The 16,691-nt window shown below is 32.6% G+C and carries 17 protein-coding genes; 4 read left to right on the forward strand and 13 right to left on the reverse strand.

The genetic code is table 11. From position 1 onward, the window contains the following. The first annotated feature begins 2 nt into the window (after nucleotides 1-2). Nucleotides 3-1,409 carry a DUF5689 domain-containing protein gene (locus GQR95_RS06445; RefSeq protein ID WP_159022388.1) on the forward strand — a complete coding sequence of 469 codons (1,407 nt, stop codon included), beginning with the start codon at nucleotides 3-5 and terminating at the stop codon, nucleotides 1,407-1,409. A 1-nt stretch (nucleotide 1,410) separates the two neighbouring features. Here the strand turns inward: GQR95_RS06445 and GQR95_RS06450 are convergent, their stop codons facing one another. Then, nucleotides 1,411-2,349, reverse strand: a complete 939-nt coding sequence (locus tag GQR95_RS06450; protein ID WP_159022389.1) for an endonuclease — start codon at nucleotides 2,347-2,349, stop codon at nucleotides 1,411-1,413. Between the two features lie 113 nt (nucleotides 2,350-2,462). Here GQR95_RS06450 and hflX point away from each other — a divergent pair, with 113 nt between their 5' ends. Continuing rightward, nucleotides 2,463-3,689 (forward strand): GTPase HflX, encoded by a 1,227-nt coding sequence (gene hflX / locus GQR95_RS06455; RefSeq protein ID WP_159022390.1) that lies wholly within the window; start codon nucleotides 2,463-2,465, stop codon nucleotides 3,687-3,689. Nucleotides 3,690-3,805: 116 nt separating this feature from the next. After that, entirely contained in the window at nucleotides 3,806-6,112 is a 2,307-nt protein-coding gene (locus GQR95_RS06460) for an FdhF/YdeP family oxidoreductase (protein WP_159022391.1), read from the forward strand. A gap of 62 nt (nucleotides 6,113-6,174) precedes the next feature. On the opposite strand, the gene GQR95_RS06465 is transcribed toward GQR95_RS06460, so the two are convergent. The 11 genes from GQR95_RS06465 to GQR95_RS06515 form a co-directional block, all read right to left on the reverse strand. Then, a complete protein-coding gene (locus GQR95_RS06465; RefSeq protein WP_159022392.1) occupies nucleotides 6,175-7,092 on the reverse strand; it encodes a DUF3078 domain-containing protein in 918 nt (305 codons plus the stop codon). Nucleotides 7,093-7,159: 67 nt separating this feature from the next. Continuing rightward, the gene (locus GQR95_RS06470; RefSeq protein ID WP_159022393.1) at nucleotides 7,160-7,666 is read right to left on the reverse strand and encodes a DUF2480 family protein; all 507 of its coding nucleotides are present in this window, start codon (nucleotides 7,664-7,666) and stop codon (nucleotides 7,160-7,162) included. Between the two features lie 3 nt (nucleotides 7,667-7,669). Beyond that, nucleotides 7,670-7,993 (reverse strand): DUF59 domain-containing protein, encoded by a 324-nt coding sequence (locus GQR95_RS06475; protein WP_159022394.1) that lies wholly within the window; start codon nucleotides 7,991-7,993, stop codon nucleotides 7,670-7,672. Then, nucleotides 7,994-8,416, reverse strand: coding sequence for a SufE family protein (locus GQR95_RS06480; RefSeq protein WP_159022395.1), 423 nt, complete (start codon nucleotides 8,414-8,416; stop codon nucleotides 7,994-7,996). It abuts the gene before it with no gap. Between the two features lie 36 nt (nucleotides 8,417-8,452). Then, a complete protein-coding gene (locus GQR95_RS06485; protein ID WP_159022396.1) occupies nucleotides 8,453-8,890 on the reverse strand; it encodes a hypothetical protein in 438 nt (145 codons plus the stop codon). 50 nt (nucleotides 8,891-8,940) lie between these two features. Continuing rightward, complete coding sequence (locus tag GQR95_RS06490; protein WP_159022397.1) at nucleotides 8,941-10,155, reverse strand: aminotransferase class V-fold PLP-dependent enzyme; 1,215 nt, start codon at nucleotides 10,153-10,155, stop codon at nucleotides 8,941-8,943. Nucleotides 10,156-10,251: 96 nt separating this feature from the next. Next, nucleotides 10,252-11,565 carry a Fe-S cluster assembly protein SufD gene (sufD, locus tag GQR95_RS06495; protein WP_159022398.1) on the reverse strand — a complete coding sequence of 438 codons (1,314 nt, stop codon included), beginning with the start codon at nucleotides 11,563-11,565 and terminating at the stop codon, nucleotides 10,252-10,254. Nucleotides 11,566-11,706: 141 nt separating this feature from the next. Beyond that, the gene (gene sufC, locus GQR95_RS06500) at nucleotides 11,707-12,459 is read right to left on the reverse strand and encodes a Fe-S cluster assembly ATPase SufC (protein WP_159022399.1); all 753 of its coding nucleotides are present in this window, start codon (nucleotides 12,457-12,459) and stop codon (nucleotides 11,707-11,709) included. 26 nt (nucleotides 12,460-12,485) lie between these two features. Continuing rightward, nucleotides 12,486-12,872 (reverse strand): hypothetical protein, encoded by a 387-nt coding sequence (locus GQR95_RS06505; protein WP_159022400.1) that lies wholly within the window; start codon nucleotides 12,870-12,872, stop codon nucleotides 12,486-12,488. A 20-nt stretch (nucleotides 12,873-12,892) separates the two neighbouring features. Then, the gene (gene sufB, locus GQR95_RS06510; RefSeq protein ID WP_159022401.1) at nucleotides 12,893-14,341 is read right to left on the reverse strand and encodes a Fe-S cluster assembly protein SufB; all 1,449 of its coding nucleotides are present in this window, start codon (nucleotides 14,339-14,341) and stop codon (nucleotides 12,893-12,895) included. A gap of 77 nt (nucleotides 14,342-14,418) precedes the next feature. Continuing rightward, entirely contained in the window at nucleotides 14,419-14,748 is a 330-nt protein-coding gene (locus tag GQR95_RS06515) for an iron-sulfur cluster assembly accessory protein (protein ID WP_159022402.1), read from the reverse strand. Nucleotides 14,749-15,306: 558 nt separating this feature from the next. Between GQR95_RS06515 and thiL the strand changes: the two genes are divergently transcribed. Next, nucleotides 15,307-16,362 (forward strand): thiamine-phosphate kinase, encoded by a 1,056-nt coding sequence (thiL, locus tag GQR95_RS06520; RefSeq protein WP_159022403.1) that lies wholly within the window; start codon nucleotides 15,307-15,309, stop codon nucleotides 16,360-16,362. A 3-nt stretch (nucleotides 16,363-16,365) separates the two neighbouring features. Here the strand turns inward: thiL and GQR95_RS06525 are convergent, their stop codons facing one another. Further along, nucleotides 16,366-16,638: a hypothetical protein gene (locus tag GQR95_RS06525; protein WP_159022404.1), complete on the reverse strand. Its 273-nt coding sequence runs from the start codon at nucleotides 16,636-16,638 to the stop codon at nucleotides 16,366-16,368. Nucleotides 16,639-16,691: the final 53 nt, after the last annotated feature.

Here is a 16,691-nt window from a genome sequence, read left to right on the forward strand (position 1 = left end):
TGATGAAAAGGATAAGAAATAAATATCGAGTTTTAAGTGTTTTACTTTTAGTTGTATTGATGTCTTGTGTTCAAGACGACGATTTTTCTGTACCATCGCATTTAAATGAAACCGAAAATAAAGCACTGAATATTATACTTGAAGGCCTAGAAAATGGAACGATTACAGAGATTTCTATAGCCGCTTTAAAAACGCAATTTATAGAAGGGGAAGTTGTGCAATTTGCATCTCATAGTGTGGTTAAGGGATATGTAACATCTACAGATAAAACAGGGAATTTTTATAAGGAGATTTATCTTCAAGATTCTCCAAGTAATCCAACAGCTGCGATTAATATCGTTTTAAATCAGGTAGATTCTTATAATCAGTTTAACTTAGGTAGAGAAGTGTATGTGTCTTTACAAGATTTATATTTAGGCGAAACAGCATCTGAAGTTTTGGCTATTGGTGGAGCAGAAGATGGTAGTCGCGTTGGATTATTAACCGAAAACCAGATTAAAACACACGTGTTTCGATCTTCAGAAACATTAGATATTGTACCTCTAGAATTAAATTTTTCAGATATTAATGACAATTATATAGGCATGTATGTTTCCATAAATAATGTAGAGTTTCCAGATAATTTACAAGGGCAATCTTATTTTAATGCCATAGACGATTTTGATACACAACGAAAAATGCAACGTTGTGAAGGCTTTAGCTACGAGGAATTTATTTTAGAAACAAGCTCGTTTTCTTCATTTAAAAATGAAATTTTACCAACAGAGAATGGAACTATAAAAGGTATAATTTCTAAAAGTTATGGAGGCGATGATTTTGTATTAGTATTAAACGATACCAAAGATGTTGAATTCGCAGATTCGCGTTGTACACCATTAAATGCAGATGATTTTACAGTAATTTACGAAGAGACTTTTAATGATGCTGTAGATGATGAAACTCTAGATACAGAAGGATGGATAAATTTCTCTGAACGTGGACAAGTACTTTGGACCGAACAAATTTATAGCAAAAATGGCTATGCAGAATTTGGCACTTTCGGAGCAAATGATACCTCTAACGTTGCTTGGTTAATTTCTCCAGGTGTAAATAAGGACGAATATGAGAACGTATTTCTTAATTATAAAATGGGACAACATCATGTAATATCTGTAAAAAATACAATAGACGTTTTAGTGTCTACAGATTTTAATGGTGTAGATGTACTTAATGCTAATTGGACAAAAATAGATGCAAAAGTTTCTACAAAATACGATGAGTGGTATGCGTTTAAAGATTCTGGATTAGTAAATATATCTGAATACACAGGAACGCTTTATGTGGCATTTAAAGTTACAGGTTCAGGAACTAATGAAGCTTTAGATGGTTCTTACCAATTAGACGATTTTAGAATATTAACCGAGAAATAAATTACACAACTTCTGGAACATCTCGCAATAATAAATATACAGGGAAATGGTCGCTATAACCGCCTTTATATTTTTTACCAACATACGTTCTAAAGGGTTGTCCTTTATATTTCCCTTTGTATTGTTTTAAAAAATCGGCATCAAAAATATCGGCATTATCAAAATTATGAGTGCCCGGTTTGTGATCTAGAAAATTGTGAGTCAACATGAACTGATCGAATACATCCCATTTAAATCTGTAATTAATACTACCACGATCGTAAGAGGTTAAACTTTCCATGGGATTAAAAAGCGAATTATTATTTACCATAGCTTGTACACTTTCGCTAGCAGAATTATCGTTAAAATCTCCCATAACAATAATCTTTACATTTGTATCTTTAGCTTTAAGTGCTTCAATAATTTCGGTTGCTTTTTTAGAAACCTCCATACGTTTTGGTTCGTTAGATTCTTCATTTTTAGAAGGCCAGTGATTTATTAAAAAATGCATAGGTTCACCATCAAAAACACCTGAAACACGTAAAATATCTCTGGTATAATCGGCGCTTCCATTAGCGTCTGTTAAAGTAATAGAATATGGTGCAGAATCTGTAACTGTAAATTGTGTTTTATCGTAAATAAAAGCCACATCAATACCGCGTTCGTCAGGAGAATCGTAATGTACAAAGCCATAAGGAATCTCTTTTAAATGTTCAGAATCTAATAAATCCTGAATCACTTTAGCATTTTCAACCTCTGCAACACCTACAATTGCAGGATGTGTTTCTGTTTCTTTCTTGCCAATATTCGATATTGCAAACCCTAATTTATACAATTTATTTTCGTATCGTTTTAAGTTCCAGCGCTTATCAGATGTCGATAAGAAATCATTGTCGAATGTATCTGGATCGTTGGTGATGTCGAATAAATTTTCTAAATTAAAAAAGGCAATAGTTTTCATGTAATCGTGTAAATTTCTATGGCAATATAAGGCTTCAAAAAGTAAAAATGAATCTTAAAAATATAAAAATTAATCAGCCTACAATTGCGTAACTTTGTGTTTTAAATTAATTTATGCTAGAAAAAAAGGATATAAACTTAGAACGGGCAGTATTAATAGGTGTCATCACTAAAGAACAAGACGAAGTGAAGTCTAAAGAATATTTAGACGAATTAGAGTTTTTAACCTTTACTGCAGGTGGAGAAGTGGTAAAGCGTTTTACCCAAAAAATGGAAGTGCCAAATCCTAAAACCTTTATCGGGACAGGAAAAATGGCAGATGTTCAGCAATTTATTGAAGATAACGATATTGGGACAGCAATTTTTGATGATGAATTATCTTCTGCTCAAGAACGAAATATAAGTAAAATATTAAATTGTAAAGTTCTAGATAGAACGAATCTAATTCTAGATATTTTTGCACAACGCGCACAAACAAGTTATGCAAGAACACAAGTAGAATTAGCACAATGCGAATATTTATTACCACGTTTAAGAGGAATGTGGACGCACCTTGAACGCCAAAAAGGGGGGATTGGAATGCGTGGACCTGGGGAAACCGAGATCGAAACAGATAGACGTATTGTAAGAGAACGTATTGCATTATTAAAAGCCAAAATTAAAACCATAGACAAGCAAATGTCTGTACAGCGTGGTAATCGCGGATCGATGGTGCGTGTGGCTTTAGTAGGGTATACAAATGTTGGGAAATCGACATTAATGAATGTTATTAGTAAGAGTGATGTGTTTGCAGAAAATAAATTGTTTGCAACTTTAGATACCACAGTACGTAAAGTCGTAATTCATAATTTACCGTTTTTATTAAGTGATACTGTTGGGTTTATTAGAAAGTTACCTACACAGTTGGTCGACTCGTTTAAGAGTACTTTAGATGAAGTTCGCGAAGCAGATTTGTTATTACATGTTGTAGATATTTCGCATCCTAATTTTGAAGATCATATTGCTTCTGTAGAAAAGATTTTAGGAGAAATTCAAGGCGCAGATAAGCCTACAATAATGGTTTTTAATAAAATTGATGCTTATAAAGCAGAACCTTTTGATGAAACCGATTTACAAGAAGTTAGAAATTCTACACACTATTCTATAGATGAATGGAAACGCACTTGGATGAATAAATTAGGTGAAAATGCATTGTTTATTTCAGCTTTAAATAAAGAAAACTTAGAAGATTTTAAAAAACGGGTTTATGATGAAGTGAGAGAAATTCACGTGACACGTTTTCCTTATAATAAATTTTTATATCCAGATTATGAGGATCTGGATTTAAGTGAAGAAGAATAAAAAGAATGCGCTATTTAGCGCATTTTTTTTATGCCAATTTTTAAGCTCATTTTATAATTTTTAAGCCCAATAAATAATTTTATTTAACTTGTCAGTAGAAAAGAATTAATAGTTATATGTCAAAACTAAATCAGAGGAACGTTAAAACGGAAGGTTCCAACGCATTCACAGGAATAGAATTAAAGGAAGCCGAAGATCATGCGGCAGGATTAACCGCTGTTAAAGTCGCTTTAGGCCATGTGTTTAAAGAAATGGGTGTCGTGAGGTCTTTTAAAACGTTATCTCATATGAATCAGATTGACGGGTTTGATTGTCCAGGTTGTGCTTGGCCAGATCCAGCTAAACGTTCTAAGTTAGGAGAATATTGCGAAAATGGAGCAAAAGCGTTATCTGAAGAAGCAACAAATAAAGAAGTTGATGCTAATTTTTTTAAAACGTATTCTATTGAAGAAATTTCGTCATGGACAGATTATAAAATAGGAAAAAGTGGTCGTCTTACGCAGCCTATGCTTTTAAAACCAGGATCTATCTATTACGAACCTATTAGCTGGGAAGATGCTTTTAAAGTTGTTGCAGAACATTTATATGAATTAGAATCTCCCAACGAAGCTATTTTTTATACTTCTGGACGATCAAGTAACGAAGCTGCTTTTTTATACGGCTTATTCGCTAGAGCTTTTGGAACTAATAATATGCCAGATTGTTCTAATATGTGTCACGAATCTAGTGGTGTCGGACTTTCTGAAACATTAGGAATAGGAAAAGGCTCTGTGAAGTTAGAAGATTTTGATAAAGCAGAAGTCGTTATGGTTATAGGTCAGAATCCAGGAACGAACCATCCACGAATGTTATCTGCTTTAGAGAAATGTAAAGCAAATGGCGGACATGTAGTGAGTGTAAATCCGTTAGCAGAAGCTGGTTTAGTCCGTTTTAAGAATCCGCAAGAAGTTTCAGGAATTATTGGTAACGGGCATAAATTAGCAGATTATCATTTACAAGTTAGAATTAATCAGGATGTAGCGTTATTAAAGTTAATTCAAATCCGATTAACTAAACTAGACGCTATAGATCAAAGTGTTTTCGATCATCAATTTATAGAAAAATATACAGAAGGTTACGAGGCTGTACTTGCTGAATTAGAAACTCATTCTGAAGCTGAGTTATTAGATTTATGTGGTGTTGATAATAATGCTATAGATAGCGTTGTTAAATTACTCGCTAAGTCTGATAAAATTATTATTTGTTGGGCAATGGGACTAACACAACATAAAAACGGTGTAGAAAACATAAAAGAATGTGTTAATCTACTATTGTTAAAAGGGAGTCTAGGAAAAGAAGGTGCAGGAACTTGTCCTGTACGTGGGCATAGTAATGTACAAGGAGATCGTACTGTTGGTATTATGCATTATATTTCTAAATCGTTAAACAATGCTATAAGAACAACTTTTGGTTTTAATCCGCCGGAAGTTATGGGGTATGATGTTGTTAAAGGCATTCAAGCCATGTATAATAAGGAAGCAAAGATTTTCCTTGCATTAGGAGGTAATTTTGTTTCTGCAGCATCAGACACTGAATATACGGCTCAAGCGATGCAAAATTGCGATTTAACTGTACAGATTAGTACAAAGCTAAATAGAAGTCATTGTATAACAGGAAAAACAGCTTTAATTTTACCAACCTTAGGACGATCTGATCAAGATTTTAGTGGTGGAAAACAACGTCATTTTACTGTAGAGAATAGTATGGGAGTCGTACATCAATCTAAAGGATTTTTACATCCCATTTCTGAAGATATAAAAAGCGAACCAGATATTATTGGAGGTATTGCAGATGCTTATTTTAAAGGAAATCATGCTGTAGATTGGAAATCGATAAGTACAGATTATGAATTACTTCGAGATAAAATGGCTCAAATTTTAAAAGGTTTTGAAGATGTAAATACAAAATCGAAGGGTAGAGGTTACTATTTGCCAAATAATGTACGTGATTTAGATTTTAGTCATCTGCCAAATAAGAAAGCCCAGTTTACAGTAACTAAATTACCTATTCACGATTTAAAAACAGATGAATTTTTATTAATGAGTATTCGTTCTCACGATCAATTTAATACTACTATTTATGGTTTAAACGATCGCTATAGAGGCGTGCATAATGAAAGACGTGTTTTGTTTATGAATGAAACAGATATGGTGAAATATGACTATAAAAAGTTTGATGTTGTAAACCTGATGAGTAATTATAAAGGCAAGGAACGAAAAGTGTTTCAGTTTTTAGTGATTCCTTATAATATCCCTGCAGGAAATTTAGCGGCTTATTATCCGGAAACAAACCCGTTAATTCCAATAGATGAATATGCTATTAAAAGTAATACACCAATAAGTAAATCTGTAAAAGTGACTGTCGAGAAAAGTATAACATTATAAAAAATAAAAAGGGCTTCAATATTAATTGAAGCCCTTTTTTGAAATAAATATTTTGTTTTAGATTAGAAACCGTAGCTAAGACCAAATGTCCAGTAAGATTGTAAATCATTATCTACATCTCCTAATGTAGTTGTTTCTCCTTCTGTAATAGCATAGTTATATGCTTCTTGTCTGTTTCCTCTTAATCCAAATTCAAAACCAAGTCCGATTCCTTTCCAAACAGTGTAAGACAATCCGTTTGTCCAAGTCCAGTTTGAATAATTAGAGTCTTCATAAGATTGGAATAAAGATAAATTAGACTTCACGTTTAATTTACCAAAAGATTTAGTGTAGTCTGCAACAATTTTTGCACCTAAAGAAGATTCGTAGTCTGAACTACCACTACTAAATACAAAGTTGTAGTTTAATGGGTGAGCAACCACTACTAATTCTGAAATTGGTGTCCAAGTAATACCAACACCTAAGTCTAAGTATCCAGGATCGTTAAAGTTGTTTAAAAGTGTTGTTCTGTATTCTGCTAAACCAGAAACAGCTAGTTTGCTATTTAGTTTATAACCATAAAGAGATGTTATAGTAAATACGTCTGTTGCTTGGCTGTAGTCATCATCATCTGTAGGATCATCTTTATCATCAAATTTTACCCAACTAAGATTAATGTTAGCGTTAGTGTACCAGAAAAAAGTATCTCTGTTTAATTTTGCATAAGGGTTTACAGTTATTGTAATGTTACCTGCAGAATTGTTTGGAGTTTCTTGTGCATACCAGTTGTCGAATCCTGATAAGTTAGCTCCAATAGTTCCAAAAGCACCATAATGCCATCCTGGAAAAGTATCAATTTGTGATTGTAATGCGTCTACCTCAGATTGAAGTGCATTTATTGAATCTTGTTTAACACTTTTCAGACTCTGTAATTCTTCTTTAGTTTGAGAAAAAGATACTGTAGCGATCAATAAAAGGCAAATTGTTAAAATTCTTTTCATAATTTTATTATTTTCATAATTTAAGTTGCAAACTTATAACCTAGATTTTCAAAATAAAAGTAAAATCTTATTTTCTTTTGTATAACGGCACACTTGAACAGGCTTCACCAAACATTATAGATCGCGCAAACGGTTTTAATTTGTTGGAAATCATTATATAAGCGCTTTCTGGAACTGGTTTTTTTGAACACCCTTTTATTATAACAGGGGCATCTTTATAGTCAGAAAGATCTAAATTAGAAATGATATCTTGATAAATTGCAGTTTCTAATTGGTTTAAGTCGCCTAATATTGTTCTTTTAGAATATGGTTCAAGCTCAAATGTAATTAACATATAAGCCCAAGAGGGTACTATAGCGTCGGTACTACAGGTTAGAGCTACATATGCATTTTGGTATTGCTCCCAATTATGCGCTGCAACTTGGGCTCTAAAATCCGTTTCACGAAGCACCAAACCTTCTAAAAGCCAATCTTTAATATCTATTAAAATTCTAGCTCCAGACGGATAATAATCCTCAAGATCTATAACTTTAAGTTTACTATTAGTAACCCTATTTATAATGTCTTCTGCCATATATTAAAGCATACCCAATTCTAACTTAGCTTCTTCACTCATTAAGTCTTGACTCCATGGCGGATCGAAAGTGATTTCTACTTCTGCATCTTTAACCATGTCTAAAGACTTTACTTTTTCTTCTACTTCTAGAGGTAAAGTTTCTGCTACAGGACAATTAGGGGTTGTTAATGTCATTAGTATTTTTACTTCAGAGTCTTCATTTACAAATACATCGTAAATTAATCCTAATTCGTAAATGTCTACTGGGATTTCAGGATCGAAAATGGTTTTCAATACCTTTACTATTTTTTCGCCTAATTCGGCTGTATCAAGTTCTTTGCTCATTTAACTCAGTTGTGTTTGGTATGCTATTGCATACATTTTTAATTGTTTAATCATACTTACTAAACCATTAGCACGCGTTGGTGATAAATGTTCTTTTAAACCGATTTTATCTATAAAATCGGTATTAGCATCTAGTATGTCTTTTGGATGTTGATTTGAAAATGAACGGATTAAAATAGCAATAATACCTTTTGTAATGATGGCATCACTATCGGCTGTGAAAATTACCGAATTATCTTTCATCTCTGCATGTACCCAAACTTTACTCTGGCAACCATTAATTAGATTGTCGTCTGTTTTATATTCTGCATCGATTAGTGGTAATGTTTTTCCTAAATCGATCATGTATTGATAACGTTCTTCCCAATCTTCAAACATTGAAAATTCGTCAATAATTTCGTCTTGTATATCTTGTATAGCCACGGCTTAAATGTTTATCAAATTTACTAATTGTGTGTGTTATTTAACCTTTTTAGAAAGTGTTAAAATAAAATCTACTAAAGGTTTAATTTTTGTATTTGGATTTTCATGATCGAATTCTGTGGTGCTATACAGCGTATCGTCTTCAGTAATTTGTAGTCTTGCTGAAGCTGCTCCATCATGTGCACGTTTCATTGAAGGTGCTTCTAGCGTAGGCAATGTCTTTAAATCTACAGTATGTAAATCGTCCATTAAAATATTCCATTCTTCTTTAGAAATACTTCCTATTTTATCCGGACCATGTTGTTCTGTTTTAACTAGAATTTCTTGATTCTCTATTCTTATTTCTAAAAAATAGCCTCTAGTGACTGCTTTATATTCTATTAATACATCGTTTTGAGCAATTACAGCACTGTTTTTAGTAATACCGCAAGCGGTGCATAATATAATGGTAACTATGATTGTAAAATGTTTCATGGTATATGAATTGATATTAGAAAATTACAAAAAAAGAAGTCTACCTGTATTTAAGATAACATCATTTTAGCTTTTTTAACACCTTTTACTAAAGTATCAATCTCTTCTTTTGTATTGTAAAAAGCAAAAGAAGCTCTAACAGTTCCTGGTATGTTATAGAAGTCCATAATAGGTTGTGCACAATGGTGGCCTGTTCTTACAGCAATTCCTAATTTATCTAGAATGGTACCAACATCGTATGGGTGAATCCCTTCTAAGTTAAAAGATATTACAGATGTTTTGTTTTTAGAAGTTCCATATATTATTAAGCCTTCAATTTCAGAAAGTTGCTCTGTTGCATAATCTAAAAGTTGGTGTTCGTATGTGGCAACGGTATCAAAACCAATTCCATTCATATAATCTATGGCTGCTCCAAAAGCAATTCCGCCACAAATATTAGGTGTTCCGGCTTCAAATTTATGAGGTAAACCTGCATAAGTTGTTTTCTCAAAAGTCACTTTGTCTATCATTTCACCACCACCTTGATAAGGCGGTAATTTATTTAACCATTCTTCTTTTCCATAAAGCATGCCTTCTCCCGTAGGACCACACATTTTATGAGCAGAAGTGACATAAAAATCGACATCTAAGGCCTGTACATCTGGTTTAATATGCGGACACGATTGTGCGCCGTCTATCAACACAGCTGCTCCAACTGCATGTGCTTTCTTTATAATATATTCTATAGGATTTATAGTTCCTAAAGCATTAGAGATGTGATTAACTAAAACCAATTTGGTATTAGCAGAAAGGAGTTTGTCGTATTCAGACATGATTAACTCACCTTCTGTATTCATAGGTATAACTTTAAGAGTTGCTTCAGTACGTTCGCATAGCATCTGCCAAGGCACAATATTACTATGGTGTTCTAATTCAGAAACTATAATTTCATCTCCTTTTTTTAATAAGGTTGTAAATCCGTTTGCAACTAAATTAATTCCATGAGTTGTTCCTGCAGTAAAAATAATTTCGTGAGAAAACTTAGCATTAAAGTGTTTCTGAATTTTTATACGCGCTTGCTCGTAAGCATCTGTTGCTTCTTGGCTTAAAGTATGCACGCCACGATGTATGTTTGCGTTGTAATTACTGTAATAATCTACAATAACATCTGTAACCTGCTGTGGTGTTTGTGATGTTGCTGCATTATCCAAATACACTAAGGGCTTGCCATTTACTTCTCTCTTAAGTATTGGAAAATCTTGTCTTATGTGTTCAACGTTAAACATGTTTGTTTTTTTAGCCCAGATAGAGGCAGTTGTTGGAGCTCTTTTTCGAGGAACGAGAAAAAAGCGACTGCCGAAAGCTGGAATTAGCTTCTAATTTTAAAGATCGAATCCTAGATTTACACCCAGTTTCTCTGCAATAATTTTAGTTATACGTGATTTAATTTCTGGTATTTTAACAGATTCTAAGACGTTGTTAGTAAAGGCATACATAAGTAAAGCTTTAGCTTCCTTTTCTGGAATACCACGAGAACGCATGTAAAACATAGCACTTTCGTCTAACTGGCCAATAGTACAACCGTGAGAACATTTAACATCGTCTGCAAAAATTTCTAATTGCGGTTTACTGTTAATTGTTGCTTTGTCGCTTAACAAAATATTATTGTTAGACTGGAAGGCATTTGTTTTCTGCGCTTCTTTATTTACAATTACTCTACCGTTAAATACACCTGTACTTTTATCTGCAAAAATACCTTTGTAATCTTGGTGACTTTCGCAATTTGGTTCTATATGGTGTACTAATGTATTGTGGTCTACATGTTGTTTCTTACCAATAATAGTGACACCGTTTAAAGTAGAATCTATACGTTCTCCGTTTTGGTAGAAGTGTAAGTTATTTCTAACTAATTTTCCTCCAAAAGAAAATGTATGTACAAAACAATGGCTTTCTTGCTTTTGGTTTACAAACGTATTGTCTATAAGTGTAGCATTTTCGTTATCGTTTTGTAGTTTGTAATAATCTACAATAGCGCGTTTGTTAGCAAATATTTCTGTTACCGAATTGGTTAATACAGGATTGTCTGTTAAACTTTGGTGACGCTCTATAATTTGTACGTGGCTATTTTCGTCTACAACAATTAAGTTTCTTGGTTGAAGCATTACGGCTTCTTCAGAACCTGTAGAGAAATGTATAATTTGAATTGGTTTATTAACCAATTTATTTTTCTTGATGTGTATATAAGCACCTTCTGTAGCGAATGCAGTATTTAAAGACGATAAACCATCTTTTTCTGCTACTTTATTGAAATAATTTTCAATAACTAAACGGTACTTTGGGTTGTTTAAAGCGCTAGACATTAGGCAAATGTCAAAACCATCGTGAGTAGTTTGAGATAAATGTGAAGAATATTTTCCATCTATAAAAATAATTTTATAAGTGTCCATTTCATGCAACATATAAGACTTTGCCTCACTAAATTCTAAAGCATTTTCCTGCTTAGGAAACACGCTATAGTCTTCTTTTAAGATGCTATTTAGTGATGTGTATTTCCAAGCTTCGTCTTTTTTTGAAGGAAATCCTTCTGCTTCAAATATTTTTATGGCTTCGTTTCTTATTTGATGCAATGGAGCATCGACATCGACTTTGTTTTCGAATGCCATAAACGAAGACACTAATTTTTCTTTTAAATCCATTTTCTTAATAGTTTCAAGTTTGGAGTTTTAAGTGCAAAACTTATAACTCTATTTAAACTTGCTTCCTTTAAAATCTTTTTTGTTGAAATACGAAATGAAAGCAGATAATCGTTTGCTTAATTGTTCATATTTTAAAACTGACTATGCGTCTACTTCTTCTTTAATCCAGTCGTAACCTTTTTCTTCTAACTCGTGTGCTAATTCTTTACCACCCGATTTTACAATACGACCTTTATATAGTACGTGTACAAAATCTGGAACGATATAGTCTAATAAACGTTGATAGTGTGTAATTAAAATTACAGCGTTATCTTTACTTTTTAACTTGTTTACACCACTAGCTACAATACGTAAAGCATCGATATCTAATCCTGAATCTGTTTCGTCAAGAATAGCTAATTTTGGTTCAAGCATTGCCATTTGAAAAATTTCGTTACGTTTCTTTTCTCCTCCAGAAAATCCTTGGTTAAGAGAACGTGATAAAAATTTTCTGTCAATTTCTAATAATTCAGCTTTTTCGCGAATTAATTTCAACATGTCTTTAGCAGGCATATCAGGTAAACCTTTTGCTTTACGTGTTTCGTTAATGGCTGTTTTTATGAAGTTTGTTACAGAAACACCAGGAATCTCGACAGGGTATTGAAATGATAAAAAGATACCTTTATGTGCGCGTTCTTCTGCAGATAACTCTTCAATATTCTCCTCGTCAAAGAAAATTTCACCTTCGGTTACTTCATATTCTTCTTTCCCTGCAATTACTGAAGATAATGTACTTTTACCAGAACCGTTTGGTCCCATAATAGCATGTACTTCTCCGGCTTTAACTTCTAGGTTAATCCCTTTTAAAATCGCTTTATCTTCTACGCTTGCGTGTAAATTATTAATCTTTAACATTACTCTATATCTTAGTTATTGATGTTCTAAATTTTTATTGTGTTTTCATCTTGTGCTTTAGGCTCGCTAACAGTTATTATATCTGTTATTTCAATTTGTAATGGCCAACCTTCTACACCTTCCGGTTTTGATTTTATGATGCCTTTAATTTCTACAGGAATCATGTCTGTGCTTTCTTTTTTAAACACTTTTGCTTTAGTGTTTAATTCGTGCATTTTGGCATTTATTAAAACGCCATAAATGTCATCTTTAGTTTGTAAAACAGCTGCATCTGCATAATACACAAAATTTCCTGTTATAACTTGAACAGCATGATTTAAAGCTGTCGAACTACTTTCTGAGGCCGATTTATTTTCACTTTTACAACTCACAAAAAGTGTAAAGCAAAGTAATAATATAAATGTGTTTTTCATTTTGTGCTGTTTTAGTTAGATTATCCTACAGAGCCTTCTAAGCTAATTTCCAATAATTTTTGAGCTTCTACAGCAAATTCCATTGGTAATTTATTAAGGACTTCTTTACTAAAACCGTTTACAATTAATGCAATTGCTTTTTCTGTATCTATACCACGTTGGTTACAATAGAAAATTTGATCTTCACCAATTTTACTCGTTGTTGCTTCGTGTTCTATTTGTGCTGTTTTATTTTTTGCTTCTATGTAAGGAAATGTATGTGCACCACATTCGTTACCCATAAGTAAACTGTCGCATTGCGAGAAGTTACGTGCATTTTCTGCTCTTGAACCAATTTGAACTAATCCTCTATATGAGTTTTGAGATTTACCAGCAGAAATACCTTTACTAATAATAGTAGATTTAGTATTCTTACCTAAATGAATCATTTTAGTTCCTGTATCTGCTTGTTGGTAATTGTTAGTTACTGCAATAGAATAAAATTCTCCAACAGAATTGTCTCCTTTTAAAATACAACTTGGGTATTTCCATGTTACTGCACTACCTGTTTCTACTTGTGTCCAAGAGATTTTTGCGTTTTTCTCGCATAAACCACGTTTGGTTACAAAGTTGTAAACTCCACCTTTTCCTTCTGCATTACCAGGGAACCAGTTTTGTACTGTAGAATATTTTATTTCGGCATCATCCATTGCAATAAGTTCTACAACAGCAGCGTGTAATTGATTTTCGTCACGACTTGGTGCTGTGCATCCTTCTAGATAACTTACATAACTACCTTCGTCTGCAACAAGAAGTGTACGCTCAAACTGTCCTGTTCCTCCTTGGTTAATTCTAAAATATGTAGATAATTCCATTGGGCAACGTACGCCTTTAGGTATGTAACAGAATGACCCATCACTAAATACTGCAGAGTTTAAAGCTGCATAATAGTTGTCTTTTTGAGGAACAATTGTACCTAAATATTTTTTAACTAATTCAGGATGTTCTTTTATCGCTTCAGAAATAGACATGAATATTATGCCTTTTTCCGATAGTGTTTTTTTAAATGTTGTTGCCACAGAAACAGAATCTACAACAATATCCATTGCTACATTATTCATTTTCTTCTGTTCGTCTACAGAAATTCCTAGCTTTTTATACATAGCTAGTAAATCTGGATCTACATCGTCTAACGTTTTATTTGGGTCTACCGATTTTGGTGCAGAATAGTATGCTATAGCTTGAAAATCTGGTTTAGCATAATTTACATTAGCCCAATCCGGTTCTTCCATCTCTTGCCATGCACGAAAAGCCTCAAGTCGCCATTCGGTCATCCATACTGGCTCTTCCTTTTTAAGGGAAATAGCTTTTACTATGTCTTCATTTAGACCAATAGGAAAAGTGTCTGATTCAATATCAGTATAAAAACCATATTCGTATTCTTTGGTTTTTAATTCTTCCCTTAAGTCGTCCTCTGTATACTTACTCATGTTTGTTTAATATTATAAAGTGTAAAAGTTTGAAGCCATAACGCGTATGTCTTTTAGTAACTTTAAAACTTGTTTTGTTATAGTGAAAAACTCTCGCCGCAACCGCAAGTTCTGTTTGCGTTAGGGTTGTTAAACACAAAGCCTGTACCGTTTAAGCCTCCAGAATATTCTAGAGTAGTTCCTATTAAATACAAAAAGCTTTTTTTGTCTACAATAATTTTTACACCATTGTCTATAAAGACTTTATCTTCTTCTTGTTGTTCTTTGTCAAATTTTAAATCGTAAGACAATCCAGAACAACCACCGCTTTTTACACCTACACGCACATAGTCGTTAGCTGCGTCATAACCATCATCTGTCATTAGTTCAATGACTTTCTTTTTGGCTGTGTCTGATACTTTTATCATAAATTAAATAGATTAATTCTAAAGTGATTGCAAATATACAATTTAAGTAGGGTTTTTCCATAGAACCTTACATTATATTAACTAATGATGTGATCGATTTTAATTATTGTTTTTTAAAGGAGTAATTGGGGTTGCTGTGTGGCCTTGTTTCTTGTTAAAAGAGATTTGTTTTGTGTTTATTTTATTAATGTTTAATTGTTTTTTTTTAGTGTAAGTTGTTTATTATTAATGTTTTATTGTGTGTTGTTTTACTTCTGTTTTATGCGCTGTAAAACGAGATTTTATAATAATGTTTTTGCTTTGTAATCTTTAATTCTAATTTATTTTAGTTGTCTAAATGAAATCATTTTTGCTTCAGTTTAAGTTTTATTTGGCTCGTAATAGGGGTTTAGTGGTAATTTCATATTTTAAAACATGACTTATATCATAGTTTTTATATTTAATGTTTATATGCGTTTTTTTAATGATTCGATAGTACTTTAATTTATTTGGAATAGTAATTTTAAAATCAAAGGGTTGTTTTGTTATAATTATAAATAAGCTTCTTATTTTTGCAGCATGATAGAAGATAAAAATCAAGAACGTACAGATTTAAGTCAATTAGGTGAATTCGGACTTATCGATCACTTGACTAAACATTTTGAAATAAAACAAGAAACAACAATAAAAGGTATTGGAGACGATGCTGCTGTTTTAGATTTTAAAGATAATCAGGTTGTTATTACAACAGATTTATTAGTTGAAGGTGTGCATTTTGACTTAAGTTATATGCCTCTTAAACATTTAGGATATAAAGCTGTAGTTGTTAATTTGTCTGATGTGTTTGCAATGAATGCTAATGCAACACAAATTACAGTATCTATCGCGATGTCTAATCGTTTTCCTCTAGAAGCTATTGAAGAATTGTATGCAGGAATTGAAACTGCAGCAAAACTTTATGGTGTAGATGTTGTTGGAGGAGATACCACATCGTCTACTACAGGATTGTTAATTTCTATTACCGCTTTAGGAACAGTTTCTAAAGAAGATGTTGTGTATAGAAACGGTGCAAAACCTAACGATTTGTTAGTGGTTACTGGAGATATTGGTAGTGCATATATGGGACTTCAAATTCTAGAAAGAGAAAAAGAAGTTTTTAAAGTGAACCCTAACAGCCAACCAGATTTAGAGCCTTATACTTATATTATCGAGCGTCAGTTAAAGCCTGAAGCACGACAAGATATTGTTAAATTACTGAAAGAATTAGAGGTTAAGCCAACTTCTATGATTGATATTAGTGATGGTTTGTCTTCAGAAATTATTCATATCTGTAAGCAAAGTAAAGTAGGTTGCGATTTGTATGAAAATAAAATACCATTAGATCCGCAGTTAATTAGTACTTGCGAAGAATTTGATATTGATGCAACTACTGTCGCATTAAGTGGAGGGGAGGATTACGAATTGCTTTTTACAATTTCTCAAGAAGATTTTCCTAAAATTAAAGCCAATCCTAATTTAACTGTTATAGGATTTATTACGGACGAAAATTCTGGTATGAACTTAGTAACTCGTGCGGAAACTAAAATCCCTTTAAAAGCACAGGGTTGGAATGCTTTAAATAATCAAGAGTCGTAATTATTATTGAAATGATGGCTCAGAATAAGTTCGTCTTTTTAATCGTTCTTGTTTTGAGCTGTGTATTCTATTTAATATAGAATTAATTTCTTTAAATTTTGGTGTTAGTTCTACTAAATTACCGTTACTGTATGTTGTTAATTCTCGGTTGCAATGTTTGCATTTGTACTCTTTAACATGATAAGTAACTTGTTTTGTAACTTCGTAACTATGACCAAAAAGATTACAGTAAAGTTTCGTTGGTAAACTTGCCTTTTTTTGAGTCGAATTTTTCATAAGTTAATTGATTAAGGGTATAAACTTATAAAAAAAATATCTATTTATCGATT

This window comes from Formosa sp. L2A11 (assembly GCF_009796865.1).
GTDB lineage: Bacteria > Bacteroidota > Bacteroidia > Flavobacteriales > Flavobacteriaceae > Formosa.